At 53.0% G+C, this 24,627-nt stretch carries 19 protein-coding genes; 16 read left to right on the top strand and 3 right to left on the bottom strand.

From position 1 onward, the window contains the following. The first annotated feature begins 75 nt into the window (after nt 1-75). From AB1611_06795 to AB1611_06750, 10 genes are all read left to right on the top strand, one after another. Complete coding sequence (locus tag AB1611_06795; GenBank protein ID MEW6379299.1) at nt 76-6,828, top strand: flagellar hook-length control protein FliK; 6,753 nt, start codon at nt 76-78, stop codon at nt 6,826-6,828. A 115-nt stretch (nt 6,829-6,943) separates the two neighbouring features. After that, nucleotides 6,944-7,681, top strand: coding sequence for a flagellar hook assembly protein FlgD (locus AB1611_06790; protein ID MEW6379298.1), 738 nt, complete (start codon nt 6,944-6,946; stop codon nt 7,679-7,681). Between the two features lie 122 nt (nt 7,682-7,803). Beyond that, nucleotides 7,804-9,003: a flagellar hook protein FlgE gene (locus AB1611_06785; protein ID MEW6379297.1), complete on the top strand. Its 1,200-nt coding sequence runs from the start codon at nt 7,804-7,806 to the stop codon at nt 9,001-9,003. An 8-nt stretch (nt 9,004-9,011) separates the two neighbouring features. Continuing rightward, nucleotides 9,012-9,200, top strand: coding sequence for a hypothetical protein (locus AB1611_06780; GenBank protein MEW6379296.1), 189 nt, complete (start codon nt 9,012-9,014; stop codon nt 9,198-9,200). Nucleotides 9,201-9,249: 49 nt separating this feature from the next. After that, a complete protein-coding gene (locus AB1611_06775; GenBank protein MEW6379295.1) occupies nt 9,250-9,939 on the top strand; it encodes a flagellar hook-basal body protein in 690 nt (229 codons plus the stop codon). Between the two features lie 50 nt (nt 9,940-9,989). Beyond that, nucleotides 9,990-10,778: a flagellar basal-body rod protein FlgG gene (gene flgG, locus AB1611_06770; GenBank protein MEW6379294.1), complete on the top strand. Its 789-nt coding sequence runs from the start codon at nt 9,990-9,992 to the stop codon at nt 10,776-10,778. Beyond that, nucleotides 10,775-11,839: a flagellar basal body P-ring formation chaperone FlgA gene (gene flgA, locus AB1611_06765; GenBank protein MEW6379293.1), complete on the top strand. Its 1,065-nt coding sequence runs from the start codon at nt 10,775-10,777 to the stop codon at nt 11,837-11,839. The genes flgG and flgA overlap by 4 nt, the downstream gene beginning before the upstream one ends. Next, nucleotides 11,796-12,569, top strand: coding sequence for a flagellar basal body L-ring protein FlgH (locus tag AB1611_06760; GenBank protein MEW6379292.1), 774 nt, complete (start codon nt 11,796-11,798; stop codon nt 12,567-12,569). The genes flgA and AB1611_06760 overlap by 44 nt, the downstream gene beginning before the upstream one ends. Nucleotides 12,570-12,619: 50 nt before the next feature. Beyond that, on the top strand, nt 12,620-13,828 hold the full coding sequence (locus AB1611_06755) for a flagellar basal body P-ring protein FlgI (GenBank protein ID MEW6379291.1): 1,209 nt from the start codon (nt 12,620-12,622) through the stop codon (nt 13,826-13,828). Further along, a complete protein-coding gene (locus AB1611_06750; protein ID MEW6379290.1) occupies nt 13,806-14,138 on the top strand; it encodes a hypothetical protein in 333 nt (110 codons plus the stop codon). The genes AB1611_06755 and AB1611_06750 overlap by 23 nt, the downstream gene beginning before the upstream one ends. Nucleotides 14,139-14,341: 203 nt before the next feature. On the opposite strand, the gene AB1611_06745 is transcribed toward AB1611_06750, so the two are convergent. From AB1611_06745 to AB1611_06735, 3 genes are read right to left on the bottom strand one after another with little or no spacing between them, the layout of a single operon-like run. Continuing rightward, nucleotides 14,342-15,904 carry a response regulator gene (locus tag AB1611_06745; protein ID MEW6379289.1) on the bottom strand — a complete coding sequence of 521 codons (1,563 nt, stop codon included), beginning with the start codon at nt 15,902-15,904 and terminating at the stop codon, nt 14,342-14,344. 2 nt (nt 15,905-15,906) lie between these two features. Beyond that, nucleotides 15,907-16,365 (bottom strand): response regulator, encoded by a 459-nt coding sequence (locus tag AB1611_06740; GenBank protein ID MEW6379288.1) that lies wholly within the window; start codon nt 16,363-16,365, stop codon nt 15,907-15,909. Nucleotides 16,366-16,380: 15 nt separating this feature from the next. Beyond that, on the bottom strand, nt 16,381-17,904 hold the full coding sequence (locus tag AB1611_06735; protein MEW6379287.1) for an ATP-binding protein: 1,524 nt from the start codon (nt 17,902-17,904) through the stop codon (nt 16,381-16,383). A gap of 222 nt (nt 17,905-18,126) precedes the next feature. Here AB1611_06735 and AB1611_06730 point away from each other — a divergent pair, with 222 nt between their 5' ends. The 6 genes from AB1611_06730 to AB1611_06705 all read left to right on the top strand — a co-directional run bounded on the left by AB1611_06730 (nt 18,127) and on the right by AB1611_06705 (nt 24,595). Continuing rightward, nucleotides 18,127-18,429, top strand: a complete 303-nt coding sequence (locus tag AB1611_06730) for a hypothetical protein (GenBank protein ID MEW6379286.1) — start codon at nt 18,127-18,129, stop codon at nt 18,427-18,429. A 16-nt stretch (nt 18,430-18,445) separates the two neighbouring features. Beyond that, nucleotides 18,446-21,313 (top strand): histidine kinase dimerization/phosphoacceptor domain -containing protein, encoded by a 2,868-nt coding sequence (locus AB1611_06725; protein ID MEW6379285.1) that lies wholly within the window; start codon nt 18,446-18,448, stop codon nt 21,311-21,313. A gap of 77 nt (nt 21,314-21,390) precedes the next feature. After that, the gene (locus AB1611_06720; GenBank protein MEW6379284.1) at nt 21,391-22,980 is read left to right on the top strand and encodes an ATP-binding protein; all 1,590 of its coding nucleotides are present in this window, start codon (nt 21,391-21,393) and stop codon (nt 22,978-22,980) included. 22 nt (nt 22,981-23,002) lie between these two features. After that, nucleotides 23,003-23,572, top strand: coding sequence for a class I SAM-dependent methyltransferase (locus tag AB1611_06715; GenBank protein ID MEW6379283.1), 570 nt, complete (start codon nt 23,003-23,005; stop codon nt 23,570-23,572). 395 nt (nt 23,573-23,967) lie between these two features. Next, a complete protein-coding gene (locus tag AB1611_06710; protein ID MEW6379282.1) occupies nt 23,968-24,279 on the top strand; it encodes a DUF433 domain-containing protein in 312 nt (103 codons plus the stop codon). Further along, nucleotides 24,263-24,595, top strand: a complete 333-nt coding sequence (locus AB1611_06705) for a DUF5615 family PIN-like protein (GenBank protein MEW6379281.1) — start codon at nt 24,263-24,265, stop codon at nt 24,593-24,595. The genes AB1611_06710 and AB1611_06705 overlap by 17 nt, the downstream gene beginning before the upstream one ends. The last annotated feature ends 32 nt before the right edge of the window (nt 24,596-24,627 follow it).

Below are 24,627 nucleotides of genomic sequence, written 5' to 3'. Positions count from 1 at the left end.
ATTCGTAAATGAAGGGTTTAACACAATACGGGCTCAGTGCACGAATGAAGAGCACAGGCCAAGGGGCAAAAGATAATGCTTTCGGCTCAGAATTTTCCATCAGGTGCGGATCGCCTCCAATTTATAAAAACCAGAGCGGCCAGACAGATCGAAGAAAAATCCAGAGGGAGAGAATCAAAAACGGTTCCCCCTGATTCCGACAATCTCTTTTTCCAGTTTCTGAGCCGTTCCCTGAGCTCCTTTGATAAAGCAAAGGACATGACCGGGGACATGGCAGCCAGGGTCAGGGATGCGGTCAAGGATATGCCGCAGGTTGCAGTCAAGGATATGCCGCAGGCTGAGAATTTGGCTCTGGATGCGGCCAGGGATAGAGATATGGCCAGAGATACGGACATGGCCGCTGATGTGGACATGGCCGGAGATATGGATATGATCAGGGATGGAGACATAGCCGTGGATGTGGATATGGCCAGGAGCGTGAAAACATCCGGGGAGGTGAATACGGATGGAGAAGTGGCTGTGACCAGGGACTCGGACATGACCGGGAAGATGAACGTGGCTCAGGCCGGGTATTTCATGAGAGATGCCGGGGAAGTGGCTCAAAACAGGTATTGGGCCGGGGACACGTTCAGAGCGCAGGCCATAGCCAGGGATATGGTTCAGTCTCAGGATACCAGGGGCAGGGGTATAGCCAGGTACAGAGCCCAGGATCGGATCGGGAAGAACGGGATCGGGAGAATAACCCTGGTGGAATCAGAGGCAGATAAAATATATATAAAGCGGATAATTCCTTACCATTGGTCCACAGTCAGGATTGACTTTGAAAATGTGCGCCCACTCCAGGCACAGCAGGAAGGAGAGCCCGGACCGGCAGTTGTCAATAAGGGGTCAGCAGACACAGACATTGGTTCAGGGAAAGACACCCGGAGCCTCCCTGGGGAAACCCCACTTCACCCTGGGGAAAGTCAGGGTAGCCATGAGGGTATCCGTGAGGGGTTCCAGCCTCCCCCGGTGCGAATTCAAAGCTTCTCTGGGGTAACACAACCTGACCCGGAAGTGACTCAAAGTCTATCCCGTGGTCATCAATACCTCCCATTTATCGAGGAGGACTTAAAGCCCCTGTGGCGCAGGGAGCCCCTGTGGCTTGAGCACACTGCCAGCCCTCTCCCCAGTGAGGGCAATGCTATTCAGTTAAGCCCGGCTATTCATGAAAGCGGCTATGTTGAGCCATCTGCAAGGAAAATGACTATCCCTTCATCCTCACTCCATGAGAAGGAAAGCGGTGTCGTGCCACCGCAATCCAAAGGGCTACCCCACACTGTGGGTGCCGCCGCAGAAGGCAGTGGCCAGACTCCTGCCTTTGTCAGGGAGACAGAAGAGGGTGATCTCATCTATCATCCCTATTCAGCCTCCCCCCTTACGGACAATGTCATTAACTTAGCGCTTCGCACCGCAAAGCCGCTCACCACAACCCTCTCTCCACAGGGGCGAGGGGGGAAAGAGACTGCCCTGGGCTCAATGACTGCCCTTGATTTAATGACATCGCCCTTTGAGGGGGAGAGGGATGACAGTCTCGCACCTGGTGGGAAGGTGGATAATGAAGTCATAGCCATGAGAGAGGAGTATGATAGATCATTTCCTAATGAGGATGTGGATAGCCTATCCGTGATCGAAGGGGATGATCATGGTGAATCCTTACCTCCTTTGGAGGTAGTTCGCGGCTCCATCATCGAAGGGGAAGGCAATCACAGCGAATACTTCGCAGAACCTGCCCGGCAGAGCACCCTTGACCCCCAGGCGGAGCCTGAGAAGAGCCCGCTCAATCCGGAGTTGATTTCTGGGCCGCAGAATAGGTATAGGGTTGATTGGCAGGCAGTGCCCAATGGGCAGGGCAAACTTAGCTCAGATGCAGCTTCGGCCAGGCAGGATAAGCTCAACATGAAGGCAGAACCTGACCAGAATGGCAAGCTCAATCTGGAGCCAGTTTTTGTGCCGCGGGCACAGGCTCAGGATGAGGTAGAGCCTGTGCCTGTCATGCAGGATAAATTCAGGATACAGGCAGAGCCTGACCAGAAGGGAAAATTCAGCTCGGAGCCAGTTCCCGGGCAGCGGGTTCAGAATGGGATTAATTGGCAGGCAGAGCCTGATGGACAGAGCAAATTTAGCTTTGATGCAGAACCTGTCAAGCATGGTGAATATACCCTGCAGGTGGACTCAGATCAGAATGGCGAGTTCAGCCCGGCGACAGTTCCCCCCGGCCCGCAGGCTCAGGAACCGGATGGGGTTACATGGCAGGCAGAGTCTCCTGATGGGCAAAGTAAGCTTAACCCGGAGGCTGCGTCTGCGCAGCAGAGCATGTTCACCCCGCAGGCAGAGACTGAGCAGATGGGCGAGCTCAATCAGGAGCCAGTCACTGTGCTCCAGGGACAGGATAGGATTAATTGGCAGATAGCACCTGATGGGCAGGACAAGGCCAGCCTGGAAGTAGCATCGGCCAGGCAGGATAAGCTCAATATGAAGGCAGAGGAACCCGATGGGCGGGGCACGATGAGCCCGGAGGCAGTATCTATCCGGCAGGGCATGTTCAATCCGCAGGCAGAGCCTGATCAGAAGGACAAGCCCAACCCTGAGCCAGTTCTCAGGCCGTTGGATCAGAATGGGATTACAGGGCAGGTGGAGCCTGATGAGCAGAGCAGGCTCCGCTTGGAAGCAGCTTCAGCCAGGCAGGATGAAGTCGGCATGAAGACAGAGCCTGACCAGAAGGGCAAATTTAGCCTGGCGGAGCCAGCCCCTGGGCCGCAGGCTCGGAGTCAGGATCAGGATCAGGGCCAGGTTACATGGCAATCAGAGCCTGATGGGCAAGACAAGCTCGGTTTGGAGGCAGCGCCTGCCCAGCGGAGTCCATTCAACCCGCAGGTAGAGCTTAGTCAGAAGGGCAAGCTCAATTCGGAACCAGTTCCCGGTCCGCAGGACCAGAATGAGATTAATTGGCAGGCATGGCCTGATGAGCAGGCCAAGCTCAGGCCGGAGGCAGCGTCTGCGCAGCAGAGCATGTTCACTCCGCAGGCAGAGACTGAGCAGAGGGGTGAGCTTAACCAGGAGGCAGTCACTGTGCTCCAGGAACAGGATAGGATTAATTGGCAGATAATAGCACCTGATGGGCAGGGCAACCAGAGCCTGGGGGGAGCATCGGCCATGCAGGATGAGCTTAAGGTGAAGGTGGAACTTGACCATAAGGGCAAGCTCAATCCGGAGCCAGCTCTTAGGCAGCAGGGTCAGGAACAGGATAGGGTTATATGGGATGCGGTGACTGAAGGGCAGGGCAAGCTTGGCCTGGAGGCAGCATCTGTCAAACAGGATGAACACACCCCGGATGTTCCCCATTTCCCCTTTTTCAATGAGAAGGGTGAGAATAGCCATCACCCCCACCCAGCCTCCCCCCTCAAGGGGGAGGAGAGTGATGGAGGCTTGCCTGCTACAGGGGCTCCCCCCCTCAAGGGGGAGGAGTATGAGAGAGGCACCTCTCCAAGATGGGGAACCTCTGAACACACCCTGCAGGCAGAGACTGAGCAGAGGGTCGAGCTCAATCCGGAGCCAGTTTCTGCGCCGCAGGCTCAGGCTCAGGATAGAGTTACATGGCAGGCAGAGTCTGACGGGCAGAGCAGGTTGAGCCCAGGGACAATATCTGCCAGGCAGGATGAGCTCAACCCGCAGGCAGAGACTGAGCAGAAGGGCGAGCTCAATCCGGAGCCAGTTTCTGCGCCGCAGGCTCAGGAGCGGGATAGGGTTATATGGCAGGCAGAGCCTGATAGCCAGGGTAAGCTCAGTCCGGAGGTGGAGGTAGTATTTGCCCAGCGGAGCATGTTCAACCCGCAGGCGGAACCTGACCAGAAGGGTGAGCTCAATCCAGAGCCAATCCCTGTGTCGCAGGCTCAGGAACAAAAAGGGGAAGAGGTAAAGATTATATGGCAGGCAATTCCTGATGAACAGGGCAAGGTCGGTTTGGAGACAGTGTCTGTCAAGCAGAATGAGTTTACCCTGAAGATAGAACCTCACCAGAAGGACGATTTTAATCCGGAGCCAGTTCCTGGGCTTCAGGCTCAGGATTCGGAACCGGTTCCCGGTCCGCAGGACCAGAATGAGATTAATTGGCAGGCATGGCCTGATGAGCAGGCCAAGCTCAGGCCGGAGGCAGCGTCTGCGCAGCAGAGCATGTTCACTCCGCAGGCAGAGACTGAGCAGAGGGGTGAGCTTAACCAGGAGGCAGTCACTGTGCTCCAGGAACAGGATAGGATTAATTGGCAGATAATAGCACCTGATGGGCAGGGCAACCAGAGCCTGGGGGGAGCATCGGCCATGCAGGATGAGCTTAAGGTGAAGGTGGAACTTGACCATAAGGGCGAGCTCAATCCGGAGCCAGTTCCTGCGCCGCAGGCTCAGGCTCAGGATAGAGTTACATGGCAGGCAGAGCCTGATAGCCAGGGTAAGCTCAGTCCGGAGGTGGAGGTAGTATTTGCCCAGCGGAGCATGTTCAACCCGCAGGCGGAACCTGACCAGAAGGGTGAGCTCAATCCAGAGCCAATCCCTGTGCCGCAGGCTCAGGAACAAAAAGGGGAAGAGGTAAAGATTATATGGCAGGCAATTCCTGATGAACAGGGCAAGGTCGGTTTGGAGGCAGTGTCTGTCAAGCAGAATGAGCTTACCCTGAAGATAGAACCTCACCAGAAGGACGATTTTAATCCGGAGCCAGTTCCTGGGCTTCAGGCTCAGGATCAGGCTCAGGATCAGGATAGAGTTATATGGCAGGCAGAACCTGATGGGCAGGGCAAGCCTGGCATGGAGGCAGCGCCCACCCAGCAGAGCATGTTCAACCCGCAAGCTGAGCCTGACCAGAAGGGTAAGCCCAACCTGGAGACAGCATCCGCCAGGCAGGATAAACTTGACCCGCAGGCAGAACATGACCCGAAGGGCAAGCTCAATCCGGAGCCGGTTCCTGAGCAGCAGTATCAGGGACAGGATAGAATTAATTGGCAGGCAGAGCCTGATGGGGCGGGCAAACCCGGCTTAGAGGCAGCATCAGTCAGACAGGATGAGTTCAATATGAAGGTAGAGCCTGACCCGAAGGGTGAGCCCATCCTGGAGTCAGTTCCTGAGCCGCAGGGCCAAAATAGAGTTAATTGGCTGGCAGGGCCTGATGAGCAGGGCGCGCTCAGTTTAGATGCAGCATCTGCCAGGCAGGATGAGCTCAATATGAACAGAGGACCTGACCCGAAGGACGAACGCAAGCCGGGTCTCGTTCCTGCCCCGCAGGATAATCTTAACCAGCAAGCGGAGCCTGCTCTGTCAACAGACCTGAATTCGTGGGAAGACCTTAATCTTCCGGAAAGCTTCGATCCACAGCCAAAGTTTGACCTGCCGGTTGAATCTGATCCTGATCTTCAGGGAAAGATCGATCCGCAGGATAAACAACGGCTGATTGATCTGCGGGTTATACAAGAAACCGTCAATCCGCGAACCATCGATCCGCAGGGCAGGCAGAGGGAGATTGACCAGCAGAGCGATAAACTGCAAAGCATACAGGGTGAGACAGACCGGCACAGCAAACCACAGGATGCCGACCCGCGGAGGGAAAAAGCGGATATTGATCCGCAGGTTATGCAAAAAGAGGGTAATCTCCAGGGCACTCAACGAGTGATTGATCCGCAGGGTACGCGACAGGATATCGATCCCCTCGGCAAGCAGCAAGTGATTGGTCCGCACATTGTACAGGGAATCACCGATCCGGAGGGCAACCGGGAGGAGATCGGTTTCCAGGACAGGAAGGGGGGGGATGCTGATCATCAGAGCAGACAGCGGGCGGTTGACTTCCAGGCTCAACAGCAGGCAGGCAATCTTCAGGGCAAACAGCAGGATACTGACCCGAAGGCCATACCGAAGGCTTTGCAGGGAGATGTTGACCTCCAGGGCAAACTCACCCGGCAGGTGGACCTGAATCCCCCGCAGAATTGGCAGAGTCAGACTCAGCCGGTAAAGCCGGGCTCAAAATCATCATCCGCACAACAGGGGGATGAAAAAAACGTACTGCCCATCAGCAGCAAGGAGCAGCCCGGAAGCGGCATATCAGTTTCTTCCCCGCCCCATCCGTTCGCGGCACCTCCATCGAAGGAGGTGGATGTTCCGGCAATTTCCCGGAGCCTGACGGGTCTGGTGGAAAAGCAGTCAACTCCTTACCATGATAAGCCCAAATCCGGCCCCCTGACATCACCTGACAGTAAAGAGGCGGCATTTTCCCTGAAATTACCCGGCCAGCCGTCTCTCAGGGAAAGCACATCGCTGCCGGCTGCAATCAATACCTCTACCTCAGCCGCATCTTCTCCTGTGGAGGAGATAATCCAGCAGGTCATGCCCCGGCTCACGGCTCATATCCGGGACAACGGCCATAGCCTGACCGTAAATCTTCATCCGGAGCATCTGGGCAGGCTGCATATCAGTCTCGAACTGAAGGAAAACATGTTCAGGGCTCATCTGGCGGCAGATAACCCGCAGACACAGAAAATTCTGGAGGAAAATCTTGCCTCCCTCAAGGTGTCACTGGCCAGGCATCTTGCAGATCAGGGGCTGGAAGTAAATCAATTTTCCGTATCCGTTGGGGGAGGAGGCATCGGCCATCAGAAACAAAGCAGGTTTTCCGGCTATCCGGAAGGCCAATACCAGAAAAGAAGAGAGCAGGGCTTAGCGGGTATATCCGCCGCCGATACCCCCGGTTCTCCGTTCGGCCAGAATGGAAAGCACGATACCGGCGATAATGAAATAAACTATTTAGCTTAACTTGGCAAAGAATTTTAACCACGAAATACACGAAATAGGCCCGAAAGAATACAAAGTCTCTTTCGTGTGTTTCGTGTATTTCGTGGTCATCTTTAATTCTTTAGGAGATGAGGAAATGCAAGCATCCAGATTACTCGAGTCAACGGTTGCTCCGTCGGCCAACGAGACGATTTCAAAAATTGACAGCCTGAACAAGGATGACTTTTTAAAGCTTCTCCTGACGCAGATGCAGCACCAGGACCCCTTAAATCCTATGGATAATACGGAATTTGTCTCTCAGTTGTCCCAGTTCAGCCAGCTTGAGCAGATGTATAACGTCAATCAGGGTCTTGAGACATTGGCCGATTCTCAAAACTCCATCTATAATTCCCTGCTGGCCAACCTCCTGGGAAAAACAGCCAGGATCGATGCAACCAAGGTTTATCTGAAAGACCAGAGTACCGTTAACCTCAACTACGAATTGGCCGATAGTGCGAACAGAGTGACCGTCAAAATATTCGATTCAGACGGGCGTGAAGTAAGGACTATCGAGAAACCTTCCCAGGACAGCGGGATGCAGACAATCGAATGGGATGGGAAGGGGGATAAAGGAAAAGATCTGCCCGAAGGGACATATACGGTTGAAATTACCGCTTACAGCCGTCAAGGGAAGACAATCAGCTTGACTCCCTATCTGATCGACGAGGTCAAGGAGGTTATTTTCACGCAAGGAGGTGATCCTTCGGTAAAGGTGGCAGAGCAGACTGTGCCCATATCGAGAATCCTGCAAGTCAGCGAAAACGAAAAGGAGGAATCTTCCGCCGCATTGCCGCCGGAGCAGGCAGCAGTGGAAGCGGACAGCGGTGAGGAGTAGATAGAGGAGTAGATATCGGATGGTAGTTGGTATTCAGCAGCGGATAACTCAGGAGACCATCGGTGACCATCATGGAGATCAAGTGACTATTGTGACCATAATGAACATGAGGAGGAAATGATATGCTCAATTGTCTCTCGACAGGAGTCAACGGTTTAACTGCCAATAACAATGACATGTCCATCATCGCCAATAATATCGCCAATGCCAATACACCTGGCTATAAGACCCAGCGGGCGGAATTTGCCGACATTCTCTATCAGCAGACTGGAAAACTTGAATTCGGGAATGGAGTCAACGTCAGTGGTGTATCGTCAGTCCTGAGCCAGGGCCCTCTGACCGCCACCAACAACCTGACGGACTTGGCCATTGACGGAGCCGGATACTTTATCGTCAAGGATGAGGCTGGTGAATATTATACCAGGGCCGGGCAATTCCATATTAATGAAGACGGAAAGCTGGTTACTCCCGAAGGCCGGGTTGTTCAGGGGTGGAACCTGCAGGATAGCGCAGGCATGGCCAGTCCTCCATCTGACCTCAATATTTCCAATATTTCAGTCTCTCCCCATGCCACTGAAAATGTGGCCATAAAAGTCAATCTGAAATCCGATGATCCGGTTTCATCCGGTGCAGCTTTTGATCCTGCCGATCCCTCGAATACTTCCAGCTACACCGTATCCCTGACAATCTACGATTCTCTTGGTGACGGGCACAATCTCACCTTCTACTTTCGCAAGGATGCCGATAATCAATGGGAGTGGCATGCCTTCGAGGAGGGTACTTCACTGAACCAGAGCGGCGACCTGACCTTCACTACTACTGGAGTTCTGGACAGTACTACGCCAGGCACAGGTACCATTACCATGAGTGGAGGGCAGACAATCAATGTCGATTTTGGAGGATCCACTCAGCATGCCGCTGATCTTTCTTCCACGATCTCTTTTTCCCAGGATGGCTATGAGGCAGGTTCCATGAGCAGCTTTGTCATCAACAGGGATGGAGTAATTCAGGGAATCATTACCAATGGCCGGCGCGAGGATATCGCCCGCATCGCTTTGGCTGATTTCCATAATCCAAATGGCCTGATGCATGTGGGTAACAATCTCTATCTGGCTACCCCGGCGTCCGGCCAGCCGGTCATCAATGCACCTAAAACAGGAGGCAAGGGAAGCATCGCCTCTTTTAATCTGGAAAATTCGAACGTGGACCTGGCCGCTGAGTTTGTGAGAATGATCATTACGCAGCGCGCCTTTCAGGCCAATGCCCGAACCATCACCACGGCTGATCAGCTCCTGACTGAACTGGTGAACCTGAAACGGTAGTCAGTATAGTGGTCAGTGGTCAGTGGTCAGTGGTCAGTAAAGACAATCGCTCTTATGGGAAAGACGACACGGCAGTGTTGTATTTCTCCCGCAGAGACGCTGAGACGCAGAGGAAATCATTTTCGGTTATTCTCTGCGCCCCTGCGTCTCTGCGGGAGATCGTTCTTCCATCCTTTGCCGATCCTAACGGGTCGTGAAATTACTGATAACTTCCACCTGACAACTTCTTTTACAGGGAGTAAGCTCATGAACATTGGAATGTATCGGGCTGTAGCCGGCTGTCTTGTTCAGCAGGAGCGGCTGGATGCAGCGAGTACGAACATGGCGAACAGCAACGCCATTGGCTATAAAGCTGCCCGCCTGAGCGTGGGTTTCAACGGTGATGTTGCCCAGGTGGACAGAAAAAGCATGGACTTTTCCGAGGGCGCACGGCAGAACACCAACAGCAGGCTGGACCTTGCCCTGGAGGGGGATGGTTTTTTCGTGGTCCAGACTGCACAGGGACCTGCCTATACCCGGAAAGGAAATTTCTCTCTGGATGCCAGGGGGGGGCTGGTTACCCAGGAAGGGCTTCCGATCCTCGGACAAAACGGGCCTGTACGGATCACCGGAAATGACATCAGCATCACTGCTGACGGGACGATTCAGGTGGACGGGCAGGTTGTGGACAAACTGCGTCTGGCTACTTTCCCCCGTCCTTATCCCTTCGATACCCGGAGTGGAAGCCTGTTCTTTCTTCAGTCTCCCGGTGTCCGGGAGCAACCCGCGCAGGGAGCGGTGGTCCAGCAGGGCCAGGTTGAGCTTGCCAACGTCAACCTGATGAAAGAGATGGCCAGACTCATTGAAATATCCACCACTTACGAGTCATGCCAGAAGGTCATTCAGGCTGTCGATGAAATGGACCAGAAGATTATCACCGAAACCAACAGGATGTAATCGGCTGATGATGCTCATGGCGTGGTTTATCTTACAGGAAGGAGCTTGTTATGATTCGTTCTCTCTGGATTTCAGCTTCCGGCATGGAAGCCCAGACGCTCAATATCGATGTTATTTCCAATAACCTGGCCAATGTCAATACCACCGGCTTCAAGCGAAGCAGGGCTGATTTTCAGGACCTGCTGTATCAGAACCTCCGGCCGGCCGGAGCACCATCCTCACTGGGTACCCAGGTACCTACCGGCATTGAGCTGGGGCAGGGATCGAGGACGGTAGCTGTTCAGAAGCTGTTCCTGCAGGGGGATTATCAGAAAACGGAAAACGAACTGGATATAGCCATTGAGGGGGATGGTTTTATTCAGGTCACCAGGCCCAGCGGCGACATGGCCTACACCCGCTCCGGGGCCCTGAAACTGGACAGCCAGGGCAGGGTAGTGACTTCCGATGGATTCGTTATCGCTCCCGAAATCACCATTCCCGCTGATACGGAAAAGGTCAACATCGGCTCTGACGGCCTTGTTTCGGTCAAACTGGCTGGTCAGAGCACCTTTACCGAACTGGGAAACATCGAACTGGTCAATTTTCCGAATCCTGCCGGACTGAGCAGTATCGGCCGCAACCTCTACGAGGCAACAGACGCCTCCGGTGATCCGGTCACGGGCACACCCGGTCAGGATGGCCTGGGGACCATTACCCAGGGGTATCTTGAGATGTCCAATGTCAGCATTATGGAAGAGATGGTCAATATGATTGTTGCCCAGAGGGCCTATGAGATCAATTCCAAGGCCATGCAGACCGCTGACGAAATGATGCGTCTGGCCAGTAATGTGAAGAGATGATGAACCGGAAGGCAGGAAAGGATAATCTGCGCAGCCTGGCGGCTATGACCGGCCTGACCCTGATCGGCCTGGTGCTGCTGCTGCCCGGCAGAACGGGATGCTGCCAGCCGGTGCAGGCCGATGGCAGCACGGGGTGCAGGAATGTGACCCTGCTCCTCAAGGAGCGGTCTGCAGTGAGTAAAGAAAAGGTCCTGCTCGGCGATATTGCCAGCGTGCAGGGGACCGATGCAGCCCTGACCGGAAAACTGGGCCGCATCCAGGTGGGGAAATCACCCCTGCCAGGCTCCACGGTAATTATCACCTCCCAGGGCATTCTTCATCAGCTCAAAAGAGAGTACCCTGATCCGTTGAAAATTTCCTTTTCCGGCCCTGACAGGTGCCTGGTAGAGCGAAAATACCGGGAGATTACCGCCGAAGAGGTGGAGCGGCTTTTCCGGCAGCGCTTTTTCGAGCAATTTTCTGACCAGGAATTCGAGCTGGAGAAGGTCAGGGTTTCCCTTTCCCAGCCGGTGAAGGTGCCGGAGGGGGATGATGGAGGTGAGGGGGATGGTGGAGCTATCGAATTCGAGGTTCCTTTTACCGGGCCGCCGGGCAGGCAGGAGGAAAGTTATACCGTAAGGATCAAACATAAGGGAGAGGTGCTCAGGCAGATCAGGGTTCTGGCCGCTATCCGCTATCACGCCATGATTCTGGTGGCAGCCAGAGACCTTGGCAAGGGTGAAATTATCACTGCGGGCGATGTGACCCAAAAGGCCGTGGTCCTCGATTACCCTGATCCTGACGGGATCGGTGATTCAACCCGGATCGTAGGCATGACCTGCCGTCAGCCGGTCCGGGCAGGCAGTGAGCTGACTCTCAAAATGGTCGAGCAGCCCCTGTTGATCAGGAAGGGGGCAATCATCAAAATGACGGTCGAGAGCAATAACCTTCGCATTGTCGGCTTTGGGAGAGCCAGGGCTGATGGCCGCCAGGGAGAGATCATCCCGGCTGAAAACCTGACTTCTCAGGGGAATGTTTATGGAAAAGTCATTGGTGAAAATCAGATACAGGTTACTTTTTAATATTATCAGTATTGTTTGTACGCTGGGGATTGCCTGCTTCCTGCTGACGGCGGCAGGGGGATGTGCCAAAGTTGCCCGGAGTTCAGGCCCGGTGCAGCAGGGCGCGGATTCGCCTGCGGAGTGTCCGCCCGTTGTCGCTGCACCCGGTGATGAAGCATCGCTGGCAAGTGACGGATCGCTCTGGAAGGATTCATCGCCTTCCGGCTATCTCTTTGCCGATCCGAGGGCCAGGGCAGTGGGGGATATCGTTACCGTAAATATTGTGGAAAGGGCCAGCGCCAGCGGCAATGCCAGCACCAAAACCGGGAAAAAGTCGTCGCTCGCAGCGGATGTCACCTCGCTTCTGGGATTTGAAAAATCCGTTGCCAGCCGCAATCCCAACCTCGATCCGGCCAAGCTGCTGAGCGCCTCAGCCAGCAACACCTTCGACGGATCCGGAGAAATCAGCCGAAGCGGCAAGGTCACCGCTACCCTCAGCGCGCGGGTCAACCGCGTTCTGCCCAACGGCGATCTGGCCATACGGGGAACCAGGCAGGTGACCATCAACAACGAACAACAGCTCATTGTCATTCAGGGAATTATCAGGCCGGAAGACATCGCTCCGGACAATACCATATCCTCCACCTCCATCGCTGATGCCCAGATAGCCTATACCGGCAAAGGGGTGATGAGCGAGAAGCAGCACCCTGGCTGGCTGAGCAGGGTCATTGACCTGGTCTGGCCATTTTAGGGGGGAGAGAGGGAAGGGATGTGGGGGAAGGGAGGAGGGGAAGAGGAATCATGAGCAGGATATTACAACAAAAAGCAAAAGAAACCACAGAGACACAGAGACACAGAGGGAAGCAGGGCAGGACGGTGCTGGGGTTGCCGGTACTTATTACCGCCGTTACCCTCATCTGTCTGCTGCTGGCCGTGGACCTGCACGGGGGCGGCGTCCGGAACTGTCAGGCGGCCAGCCGGATCAAGGATCTGGTCCATATTCAGGGAGTCCGGGAAAACCAGTTGATCGGCTATGGCCTGATCGTCGGCCTGAATGGGACCGGGGATAAAGGAGGTACCAGATTTACGATCAATTCCCTGTCCAATATGCTGAGAAAACTGGGGGTATCGGTTGACCCCGGTGAGTTGAAGGTCAAGAACGTGGCTGCGGTGGTTGTTACGGCTGCCCTGCCTCCCTTTGCCCGCACGGGAGAGCGGATCGATGTGACCATTTCATCTCTCGGCGATGCCACCAGCCTTCAGGGAGGCACGCTGCTGTTGACGCCGCTCAAAGGAGTGGATGACAAGGTCTATGCCGTTGCCCAGGGGCCGTTGTCGGTAGGAGGGTTTGCCGCCGGAGGATCTGCCGGGGGAGGGGTCCAGAAAAACCATCCCACCGTAGCCAGAATTCCGCAAGGTGCCTTGATCGAGCGCGAAATCCCCTTCACCCTCGATGTCCGGAAACCCCTGCTGATGACTATGGAGCGGGCGGATTTTATCACTGCAGCCAGAATTGCCCAGACAATCAATTCATCTCTGAAGATGAAGATTGCCCATGCCCAGGATCCCCGAAGCATCAGTCTGCTTATCCCTCCCCAGTTTCAAACCAGCCTGGTTGAGCTGGTGGCGACCATTCAGGAATTCGAGGTCGAGCCGGACAATCAGGCCAGGGTAGTGATCAACGAGCGCACCGGCACAGTAGTGGTTGGCGAAAATGTCAAAATTTCGAGTGTGGCTATCTCCCACGGCAATCTGAGCATCGAAATCAGGGAAACTCAGGAAGTTTCGCAGCCCCTGCCGCTTTCAGACGGAAAAACCCAGAAAGTTCCTCAAACAGACGTTACCGTTCAGGAGGAGCGGGGAAAATTGATTCCACTTCCTGCCAATACCACGGTCGGCGAATTGGTCAGGGCACTGAATGCCATCGGCGTCAGCTCCAGGGACCTGATCGCCATTCTGCAATCCATCAGAGCTACGGGAGCACTGCATGCTGAGCTGGAAATTATATAACTCCCCCACAGCACAACAGCCTGCACAACCGGCACAGCCAACACGACTTGAGCTTGAGCAGGTTTGCACCGAATTTGCCTCCATATTCTTTCAGGCGCTCCTGAAGAGCATGTATTCCACCATCCCCAAATCGACGTTCTGTCCGGAATTTCAGGGGAAGAATCTGGTCAACTCCATCGTTGACCAGGGAGTGGCCCAGTATATGGCCTTGCAGGATGGAGCCGGATTAAAGGAAATGCTCCTGTCTCAGATTAATCCAGCTCAAAGTAATGCCTGCGGGAACAGGCCTTGCGGGAATGGCAAAGAATGAACGGACCAGCGCTCTCGCTTCCACGCCTTTCTGCCGGACTTACCTCTATCACCTCTGTGTCCGGTGTGTCTCAGTGGTGTCCTTTGCTTTTTGTCTTTGTCCTTTACAGTATAAGCAGCGGGATTGAGGCTTTTAATGGCGAGTGCACGCTCTGCGGTGCATGGTTGAGGATTTTTTTCTTAACTGCCGGGTTTTTCTCCAGCCTATATTTCTCTGATCCTGCTCAGCGTTTTGCTGAATTCTTCGATACTATACGGCTTGGTAATCACTTCACTGAATCCGTATTGCCGGTAATCAGCCATGATAGGATCATTGGAATACCCGCTTGAGACAATGGCTTTCACCCCCGGATCTATCTTCCGCAGCTCCTGAATAACCTCCTTGCCGCCGATGCCGCCAGGTATGGTCAGGTCCAGGATAACCGCATCAAAAGGGTTCCCTGCCTCACAGGCTTTTTTAAAGAGCTCAATAGCTTCATTTCCATCAATCGAGAATTCGACCTGATAGCCAAGATAATTGAGTAAATCACCGGTAATCTGTCTGACATTTTCCTGATCATCCATAACCAGCACTCTGCCTTCGCAAAAATGGAGCCTTTCCTCTTCAATCGCTTCTACTTCGAAAAACTCTTTTCCGGAGGCTGGAAGATAAATATGAAAGGCTGTTCCAATTCCCTCCCGGGATTCGGCAGTGATGTACCCTTCATGCCGTTTAATAATTGAGAATACTACCGCTAATCCCAGGCCGTTCCCTTCCTGCTTGGTCGTAAAATAGGGATCAAAGACATGTGCAAGATTCTCCGGGGGAATGCCGATGCCTTCATCGTGCAGCGATATCCTGAGATATCGCCCCTCCTTCAATGGGATAGCAGTAGGGATGATATCCTGCGCTTCGATGAATAGGTTTTCAGCACAAATTCGTATTACCCCCCCGCCGGGCATAGCCTGTTTGGCATTAATGACCAGGTTATGAATAACCTGACTGATCTGTCCCTCGTCAATCTCGACCGGCCAGAGATCATCCGGCATCAGAAATTCGCTTCTTACGTTCGAGCCTCTCAAGGCAAAGGTAGTTGTATCCTGGATTAATTCGGAGATTGGAGCAAGCTTCTTTATCGGTGCACCGCCCTTGGCAAAGGTTAGCAACTGCTGCGTCAGGCCCTTGGCCCGGGAAAGTGATTTTTCCATCTGAGCCATCAGTTCAAATGCCTTGTTTTCCGGGGCTACAAAGAATTTAGCCAGGGAGAGATTGCCGACAATGGCTGTTAGAACGTTATTAAAATCATGAGCGATACCGCCAGCCAGAGTGCCCAAAGATTCAAGCCGTTCCAGCTTTTGTAATTCCTTCTCGTTCCGTATCAAAAGCTCTTCGGTTTTCTTCCGCTCAAGAGCATACCGGATGGAACGTTCGAGGAGCGAGGAAGTAAACTCTCCTTTGGTGAGGTAATCCGCTGCTCCTACCTTCATCACTTCCATATCGATCTCATAGCCGCCGTGACCGGTGAGAAATATGACCGGGCTGCGGCAGCAGTCCTGCTTTGCCGCTTCCTGCATAAGCTCAAGTCCGGTACGCTGGCCGAGCCGGTAGTCGAGGAGATAGACATCGTGCCTGTTCTCCAGCATGGCAGCCAGAGCAGCCTCATAGGTCGGGATCCATTCAAGGTCATATTGTCTGCCCGGAATGCTGGTCAGCATCTCTTTTATGAGGATATAATCGTCTTCATCGTCTTCGATAAGTAAAACATGAATGACAGGAAAAGTGTCCATACTTATTCTTCTCTCCTGCTTGGCAATTCCACAATCTCAAACCAGTATCGGCTCAGGGCCTTCATGGCCTCCACCAGTCCCTGGAAGGTTACCGGTTTGGTAATGAATGAATTGGCGCCCATGTCATAGCTGCGAAAGATCTCTTCCTCCCGTTCGGAGGTGGTCAGGATAATGACCGGGATACTCCTTAAATTGGGGTCGGCTTTTATCTCCCGTAATGCTTCACGGCCATCTTTTTTTGGCATATTCAGGTCAAGCAGAATCAATGCCGGTAAGGGAAAAGCGGCTATATCGCTATAATTCCCGCGCCGATACAGGTAGTCCATCAGCTCTTCGCCATCCTCGACAAAGTGAAGGCTGTTAGCGATCCGGTTGGCGGCAAAGGCATTTTTTACCAGAAGGCAATCATCCTGATCATCGTCAGCCATCAATATTGAAATACTCTCAATTTTATTTTTCATCATACCCCTTCTTCGTTATCCCTCTTCCTCTTTGAGCTGTTTTACCGGCAGAGTGACAATAAAGGTCGATCCTTTTCCCGGCGCGCTTCTGGCAGTGATTTTACCGTTGTGGCGCTCCACGATCTTCCTGCAAATGGCCAGCCCCATCCCCGTCCCTTCATAGCTGCTGCTGCGGCCATGCAGCCGCTGGAAGGGCATAAAGATGCAATCGAGGTATTTTTCGTCAAAACCGATGCCATTATCCTGGACATAAATCAGATAATGGGAAGTTGAAGGGTCCATCTGCCCGCAAATCCTGATAAGGGGTTTTTCCTCACCGTGGAATTTCAGGGCATTACTGATAAGGTTCTGGAAGAGCTGGCGCATTTGATTGGGATCCGCTTCCAGGTCTGCCAGTTTCTCGATCTCTACCCTGCCGCCGGTTTCTCTCACCCTGGTTTCCAGGTCAGCCATTACTTCCTGAATCAGGCCGGTTAAATTAATGGTGGAGAAAGGTTCGGCCTTGGTGGTAACCCTGGAGTAGCCGAGCAGAGCCCGGATAAGGGCCTGCATCCGGTTCGCCGCGCTCTGCATTCTCTCCAGATAGTCCCGGCCTTCATCTCCAAAAATATCGAAGTATTTGATTTTTAACTGATTTCCAAAAGCCTGGATCTTACAGAGCGGCTCCTGAAGGTCATGGGAAGCCGTAAAGGCGAAGTCCTGAAGCTCCTGATTGCTTTTCTCAAGTTTCGCCATATACATCTTCAGTTTTTTCTCGGCCCGCCTCAGTTTGGAAAAATCACTTCCGATGAGCTGCTCGCGGGACCGTCCGGTAACCAGCTCCGTGGCCTTGTTGACATCCATGATCTTTCCGTCTGCACTGATGGTTACCAGAGGATCGAGGCTTGCCTCGATCAGGCTGCTGCGGGTATAGAGAGAGGCAGCGGACAGGGACTTCTCTGTCTGCCTGAGTCTGGTGTCAGCCATGACCGGAGCATCGAGCGTATCATTGACCGGCATGTCAGGTGCGGGGGATGCGGGCATGCGGGCGGAAGGTCCATGCATGCGGGGGGCAGGTCGGGATTCGGGTCTATGGCTCAGTCCCCCGGAATTTTCGATCAGCTCCCATTGTCCAGCCCGTTTGATAAAGGCCGACTGGTGACGGCTGACAATATCGACCGTCTCGGCCACTCCGCATCTGTCGAGAGGATAGCTGCACAGCGTGGTCATTGGATTCATTGCATTGGATGATGCCTGTGGGTGGTCAGTCTCCTTCGTTTCCCGGTAGCACTGGCCAGGGGGGATAATCTTTATCTGGCCTCTGGTTACGTATTCGTCGAAATCCGGCCAGATTTTCCTGATTGCTTCCAGGGCTTCCTGCCCATTGAGAGGCTCAGCGATATGCCAGAGGCAGCATTCCCGCCTTTCTATGCCGGATTTAAAATTTGGCACAAGGATATCGACCAGGTCCTCTATGGTTTGGTAAAATTGGCACAGATGAGCACCCCACTGAATTTCCCTGACGGCATCTATCCCTGATATCCCTGGATGATTTTCCATTTTATTGCATTACTGCACCCATTTTATTGTATTGCACAATTTTTGGGTATATTGATAAATTGATATTATATACTTATATTTTTCATGAAAGATGAAGAAACATATAATCACATTGTCAAGTCATTATATAACCAACTTAGTTAAAAAACAAGCAATTTTCCGGTGTACCTATTTGAAAAATTATCTGATTATGCTAAACTATCTCCGATTACTTCTAGCGACGTGATATTATACTTTCAGATTACGCAAGGTCATGCCATCACCTTCTTTGCCATTCTCCCGAAACCTGCTATCAGCTTGAAGCACATCGGTATGGAGAGCGCTCTTTTTGCCAGGGAATGGAAGAACTATACCTTTCCCGCGGCCCTGGACCAGAGCCTGATATTGAGCCTGGAAGAGCAGGCACGATGGATAATCAGGAGAGATGCCACAAGCACCCGAAGACCTCCCGATTTTATGGATTTTATTTATACCGGCGGTTTGAAAGCAATACAGCCCGAGGCTGTCAGAATCGCCGGCAGGTAGGAATAAGAGTAAGAATATGAAAATTATTACGAAATTAAAGCTTGCTGCATTGATACCCGCGCTCATGGCGCTTGTTATCGGCCTGGCATCCTATTTCTCCTGCCAGATGTTGAAGGGTTCCCTGGAGAAAGATGAAAAAGCCCGGCAGATCGTGGACCACACGAGTGAGCTTAACAGTCTCGCCCTGGACTATGTGCTTCACCATGAAGACCGTCCGAGATTGCAGTTCCTGGCAGTGCACGATTCGGTAACAAAACTCATTACCGCCACCAGGTTCAGCACCAGGGAACAGCAGCAGCTTTTAGACAGTATTCGCCGGAATAGCGAATCGATGAAAGACATATTCCTCAAACTGGTCTCCACCTCCGGGCACGCCGGTTCAGCAAAGAATGCCGCCTTGACCAGGGAGACGGAGGATCTGCTGGCAGGCCAGATCGTGATCAGGGCCCGTGACGTGTTGTCAGACACCCTGCGTCTGAAAAACCTGATCGATAATGATATAGCCAAGACCCAAAGGAACATCAGTGCGCTGATCTTCTTCCTGATCGTTATCACAATCCTACCTCTCACCATTGTCCTGATCCGGCTGATGAGAAATATCGGTACATCGCTCGCAGCACTCCGCACAGGAACCAGGATCATTGCGACGGGCAACCTGAACCATCGTGTCAATATAGCAGCAGACAACGAAATCGGAGAACTCTCCCGCGCTTTTGACCTCATGACGGAACAACTGCGGGATACCACGGTTTCGCGGGATGCATTAAGCAAAGAGGTGGAAGAGCGCAAGCGGGCTGAAGAAGCCCTCCAAAAGGCCAAGGAGGAATTGGGGCAGCGTGTCGTCGAGCGCACGGCCCAATTGCAGGCTGCCCACCAATCCCTGGTGAAACAGTCCCGGTATCTGGAAGCCTTCTTCCAGCATGTCATCACCCCGCTGGTTTTCCTGGACCGCGACTTCAATTTCATCCGGGTCAACGAGGCTTACGCCAGGGCCTGCCAGAGGGACGTGAACGATTTTCCCGGCCACAATCATTTCGAGTTCTACCCCTCCGACGCTCAGGAAATCTTCGAGAATGTGGTGCGGACCCGGCAGCCCTTCGAGGTCACTGCCCGGCCGTTTGTCTACCCCGATCACCCGGAATGGGGCGTGACCTACTGGGACTGGACCCTGACACCCCTGCTGGACGAGGGCGGTGAAGTCGAGGTCCTGGTTTTCGCTCTCCAGGATGTCACCATTCGCAAGCGTACTGAAATCGAACTGAAGAAACACCGCGATCACCTCGAAGAGCTGGTGCGGCAGCGGACCCTGGAGCTTCAGCATCTGACCGAGACCCTGGAGCACCGGGTGCAGGAGCGGACGCAGGCTCTGGTAAGAACCAACGAGGAATTACAGACCGAAATTACCGTGCGCAAGCGGGCAGAGGAAGCCGTGAATGCGGAACGGAAGCGGTTCAATGATGTCCTTGAAATGCTGCCGGCTTACCTGGTGCTGCTCACGCCGGATTATCATGTAGCTTTTGCCAATCGCTTCTTCCGCGAGCGTTTCGGCGAGTCCCACGGGCGGCGATGTTTCGAGTATCTGTTTGGGCGCACCGAGCCCTGCGAGACCTGCGAAACCTATAACGTCATGAAAACCCTGTCGCCTCATACGTGGGAATGGACCGGCCCGGACGGACGTATTTATGATATTTCCGACTTCCCCTTCACCGACGTGGACGGCTCCACTCTCATCATGGAGGTGGGCATCGACATTACCGAGCGCAAAAAGGCGGAGGAATCTGCGAGAGCGGAGCGGCAGCGGCTTTTTGACGTTCTGGAAACCCTGCCGGTGATGATCTGCCTGCTGACACCGGATCGTCGCGTCATCTTTGCAAATAGAAGCTTCCGCGAGAAATTCGGCGAGTTATCCGACCGCCATTGCCATGAATACTGTTTTGGGCTCCCGGCGCCGTGCGGGTTCTGCGAGGCGTACACTGTCCTGAAAACCGGTCGGCCCCATCACTGGGAAGTCACTATCCCTGACGGGGGGAGTATTATCGATGTCTACAACTTTCCGTTTACCGATATTGACGGTTCTCCCCTTATTCTGGAGATGAATATCGACATCACCGAGCGCAGAAAGGCGGAGGAAGAAATTCAAAAGCTCAACCGGGAGCTCGAACAGCGCGTTACCGAACGTACAGCCCAGCTTGCGGCCGCCAACGAAGAATTGCGCGTCGGTGAGGCACACCTGCGAACGATCCTGCATGAAAAGGAGACACTGCTGAAGGAAATACACCACCGCGTCAAGAACAACCTCCAGATCGTCTACAGTATGCTCAACCTTCAGTTGCCGTATGTCAAGGATAAGGAGGCTATCGAGACGTTCAAGGAGAGCCAGAACCGGATTTACACTATGGCCCTCATCCATGAAAAACTGTACCAGTCGGAATCGCTGGTAAGAATCGACCTTGCCGAGTATATCCGAAGCCTTACAGCCAGCCTGTTCACCTCCTATGGAGTAAGTGAGAGGGGCATACGATCGAACATCCAGGTCGAGAACATCCCGCTCGGCATCGATGCGGTAATTCCCTGCGCCCTGATCATCAACGAGCTGGTCTCGAATTCGCTGAAATACGCCTTCCCGGCTGGCAGGCGGCGGGAAGAGGGAATAGGCGAAATCCGCATTGACCTTCGCCGGACAGGCGGCAAAAGAGTCACCCTGACTGTCAGCGACAATGGCGTGGGCCTGCCGGAAGGCATCGAAATCCAGAAGAGTGAATCACTGGGACTGAGACTGGTGAATGTACTGGTAAAACAGCTCAGGGGCACGGTTCATATCGGTCGTCCTGGTGCGGGGGGAGGCGGAGCAGAATTTGCTATTACCTTTGAGACAATGAAATAAGGTAACTACTCAGGCACAAAGGGGGAAAGGTAACTTTGTGCCTGAGTAGTTACGAAACAAGAAAGGAATCTGATACAATGTCTGAGGCAAAGATATTGATTGTTGAAGACGAAGGCATTGAAGCCCTTGATATACAGCATAGATTGATCAGTCTGGGGTATCCGGCCCCTGAGATTGCTTTTTCCGGAGAAGAAGCTGTCCAAAAGGCGGAAAAGATACATCCTGATCTGGTGTTAATGGATATCATGCTCCAGGGTGGAATCGATGGTATTACGGCCGCCGGGCAGATCCAGGCCAGCTTTGATGTTCCGGTTATATACCTTACCGCTTATGCGGACGCAGATACCCTGCAGCGTGCAAAGATAACAGAGCCATACGGCTACATACTCAAGCCCTTCAAGGAAAGGGAACTGCACATAACGATCGACATGGCCCTGTACAAGCACAAGATGGAAAGGAAATTAAAAGAGAGCGAAAAGTGGCTGGCAACAACGCTCAAGAGCATCGGAGATGCTGTGATCGCCACTGATCGAGAGGGCCTGGTAACATTCATGAATGTCATTGCCGAAAATCTGACAGGCTGGAAGCTGAATGAAATCCTCCATCATCGGTTGACCGAGGTATTCAACGTCGTTAACAAGGACACGCGCCAGCCCGTCGAGAACCCGGTTACCAGGGTAATGCGTGATGGCACCATCGTAGGGCTGGCCAATCATACCCTCCTCATAGCCAGGGATGGGGCGGAAATACTGATAGACGACAGCGCTGCACCCATTACGGATGACAAAGGGAACACTATCGGTGTGATTCTGGTCTTCCGTGACGTAACAGAGCGCGAGAAGGCCATGGAAGAGATCTGCCGGTACCGGAACGAGCTGGAAATACGGGTGCAGGAGCGCACTGCGGAACTGGAAAGAGCGAATCAGGAACTTAGGGCTAATGCAGCAAAACTTGAGCAGGCGAATAAAGAGCTTCAGGAATTCGCCTTCGTTGCCTCGCATGATCTCAAGGAGCCCCTGCGGAAAATCACGACCTTCGGGGAATTGCTGAAAACCGGCTATGGAAATGCCCTGGGAGAGGAGGGCCAGGATTACCTGGACCGGATGACCAGGTCGGCAGAGCGAATGAATAATCTGATCGGGGCGCTTCTTGACTATTCCCGGGTGGGAAGAAGCCAGAAACCAGCTCAACTGACTGATTTAACTGAAGTTGCAAAGGATGCGGCCAGTGACCTGAGTCTTGTCATCGAGCAGGCAGGAGCCTGCCTGGAAATCGGTCAACTTCCCATGATCGAGGTCAATCCGAACCAGATGCGGCAGCTCTTTCAGAATCTCATCGGTAACGCCTTAAAGTATGGACAAAAGCACGAGAAGCCGGTAATAAAGATCACCGGATATACCGAAGATACTTTGTGCCATATTTTTGTGGAAGATAACGGCATGGGGTTTGAAGAGCGGTATCTCGACCGGATATTCCGTCCCTTCCAGAGATTGCAGGGCCGGAGCCAGTCCGAGGGAATGGGAATGGGGCTTGCCATCTGCCGGAAAATAACCGAACGTCATGGCGGGACCATTACGGCCAGAAGTACGCCGGGTGAGGGCTCGACATTTATCGTTACACTTCCTTTAAAGCAAAGCGAAGAGGACAAGAACACGAAATCGGTGTAAGCCCAAGAAAACAGGAGGTTCTATGGCTGAGCATGCATGTCCGGTATGGATCGGCTATCTTCTGGCAAGTCCGGCAAGAAAGCTTTTGCAGGACCCGCATAAGATTCTCATGCCCTATATCCGCACCGGCATGAAGGTCCTGGACATCGGATGCGCAATGGGCTTTTTCAGCCTTCCAATGGCTCAACTCGCCGGAACCGAAGGCCAGGTCATCTGCGTTGACCTGCAGGAGAAGATGCTTGCTGTTCTTCGCCGCAGGGCGAGGTGTCTCGGATTGCTCAGCCGCATCAGGACCCGGACATGCGGACCGGAATCACTGGGAATCGATGACCTTGGCGGGCAGATCGATTTTGCCTTTGCATTTGCCGTTGTTCATGAAGTCAAGAACCCCGCTGGTTTTTTTTCGGAAGTGTATGCCGCATTACGGCCGGGGGGAAGGGTGTTGTTTGCCGAGCCGAAGTGGCATGTCAGAAAGGAAGCTTTTGAAAAGTCGGTATCAATTGCCGAAGGCAGCGGCCTGCGGCCAGAGGAGTCACTGCACATCCCTCTCAGTCATGCTCTCCTTCTGTCGAAGCCGGGAGCCGGGATTTAAGGGCAGGTATGCCCGATTTTACTCTGCGGAAAGTATCTTCATTCATATCTCATAGGCAATGTTTCTCTTGACCTCTCTACCCAGTCGGCATTATATTGAAGAGTATAAGAATGGGCGGGTACTCTCAAGAGGGGTGTGCTAAGTACACGACGCGGGAATTACCCGGCCGGTTTGGTTCAACGACGCCCCCCTCACCCCAACCCTCATTCATGGGAGTAAGCTATTAAAGTTGAAGAGCTAACCTGGCGTGGTTTTTATAGAGCAAATGTAGGGTGGGAATCAATAAGTTAGGGGGAGTTGAAATAGCCAGCCCTGCCAGCCTTCTCCTCCCCTTTGGGGAGAGAAATTAGGGAGGGGAGAGAGAATGGTTATATCGCTTCAGTTAAGGAGATCGCATGGCAATAAAAACTTTAGATCAGCATATTGAAATAAGTGCAGACATAGCCGGTGGGAAGCCTTGTATTTTTGGTCACCGTATTACTGTACAAAATATTGTCATTTGGCATGAGTGGATGGGGCAGAGTGCTGATGAAATAGCAAACGCATATAATTTATCTTTAGCCGACGTCTATGCCGCTTTAGCTTATTATTATGATCATAGAACCGAGATTGATGAAGCAATTAAAGAGAGCGAGGCATTTGTAGAAGAATTACGCCAAAAAACACCATCAAAAGTTCTACAGAAGATAAATGAGCGAAAGAATTAAATTTTATACTGATGAACATGTCCATCCGGCAGTGGTAGCTGGGTTATTGCGTCGTGGCATTGATGTATTAACACCTCAAAAGGCCAAAATGTTGGGTGCAACTGACATGGAGCATTTGGCATTAGCTAAAAATCAATGTAGAGTTGTTTTTACCCAGGATGATGACTTTTTGCGCTTGCATGCTCAAGGTGTCAATCACGCTGGTATTGTTTATGCCCGGCAACAAATGCCAATTGGTGACATAATACGGGGATTGATGCCTATATATCATGTCTTAGATACTGGTGATATGCAAAACCATATTGAATTTTTGTGATATCGGAAATGATTTCCAGATACGGCAGGCAC

Source organism: bacterium (genome assembly GCA_040755755.1).
In the GTDB taxonomy this organism is placed as follows: Bacteria; SZUA-182; SZUA-182; order DTGQ01; family DTGQ01; genus DTGQ01.
This window is presented reverse-complemented; position numbering and strand designations above follow the sequence as displayed.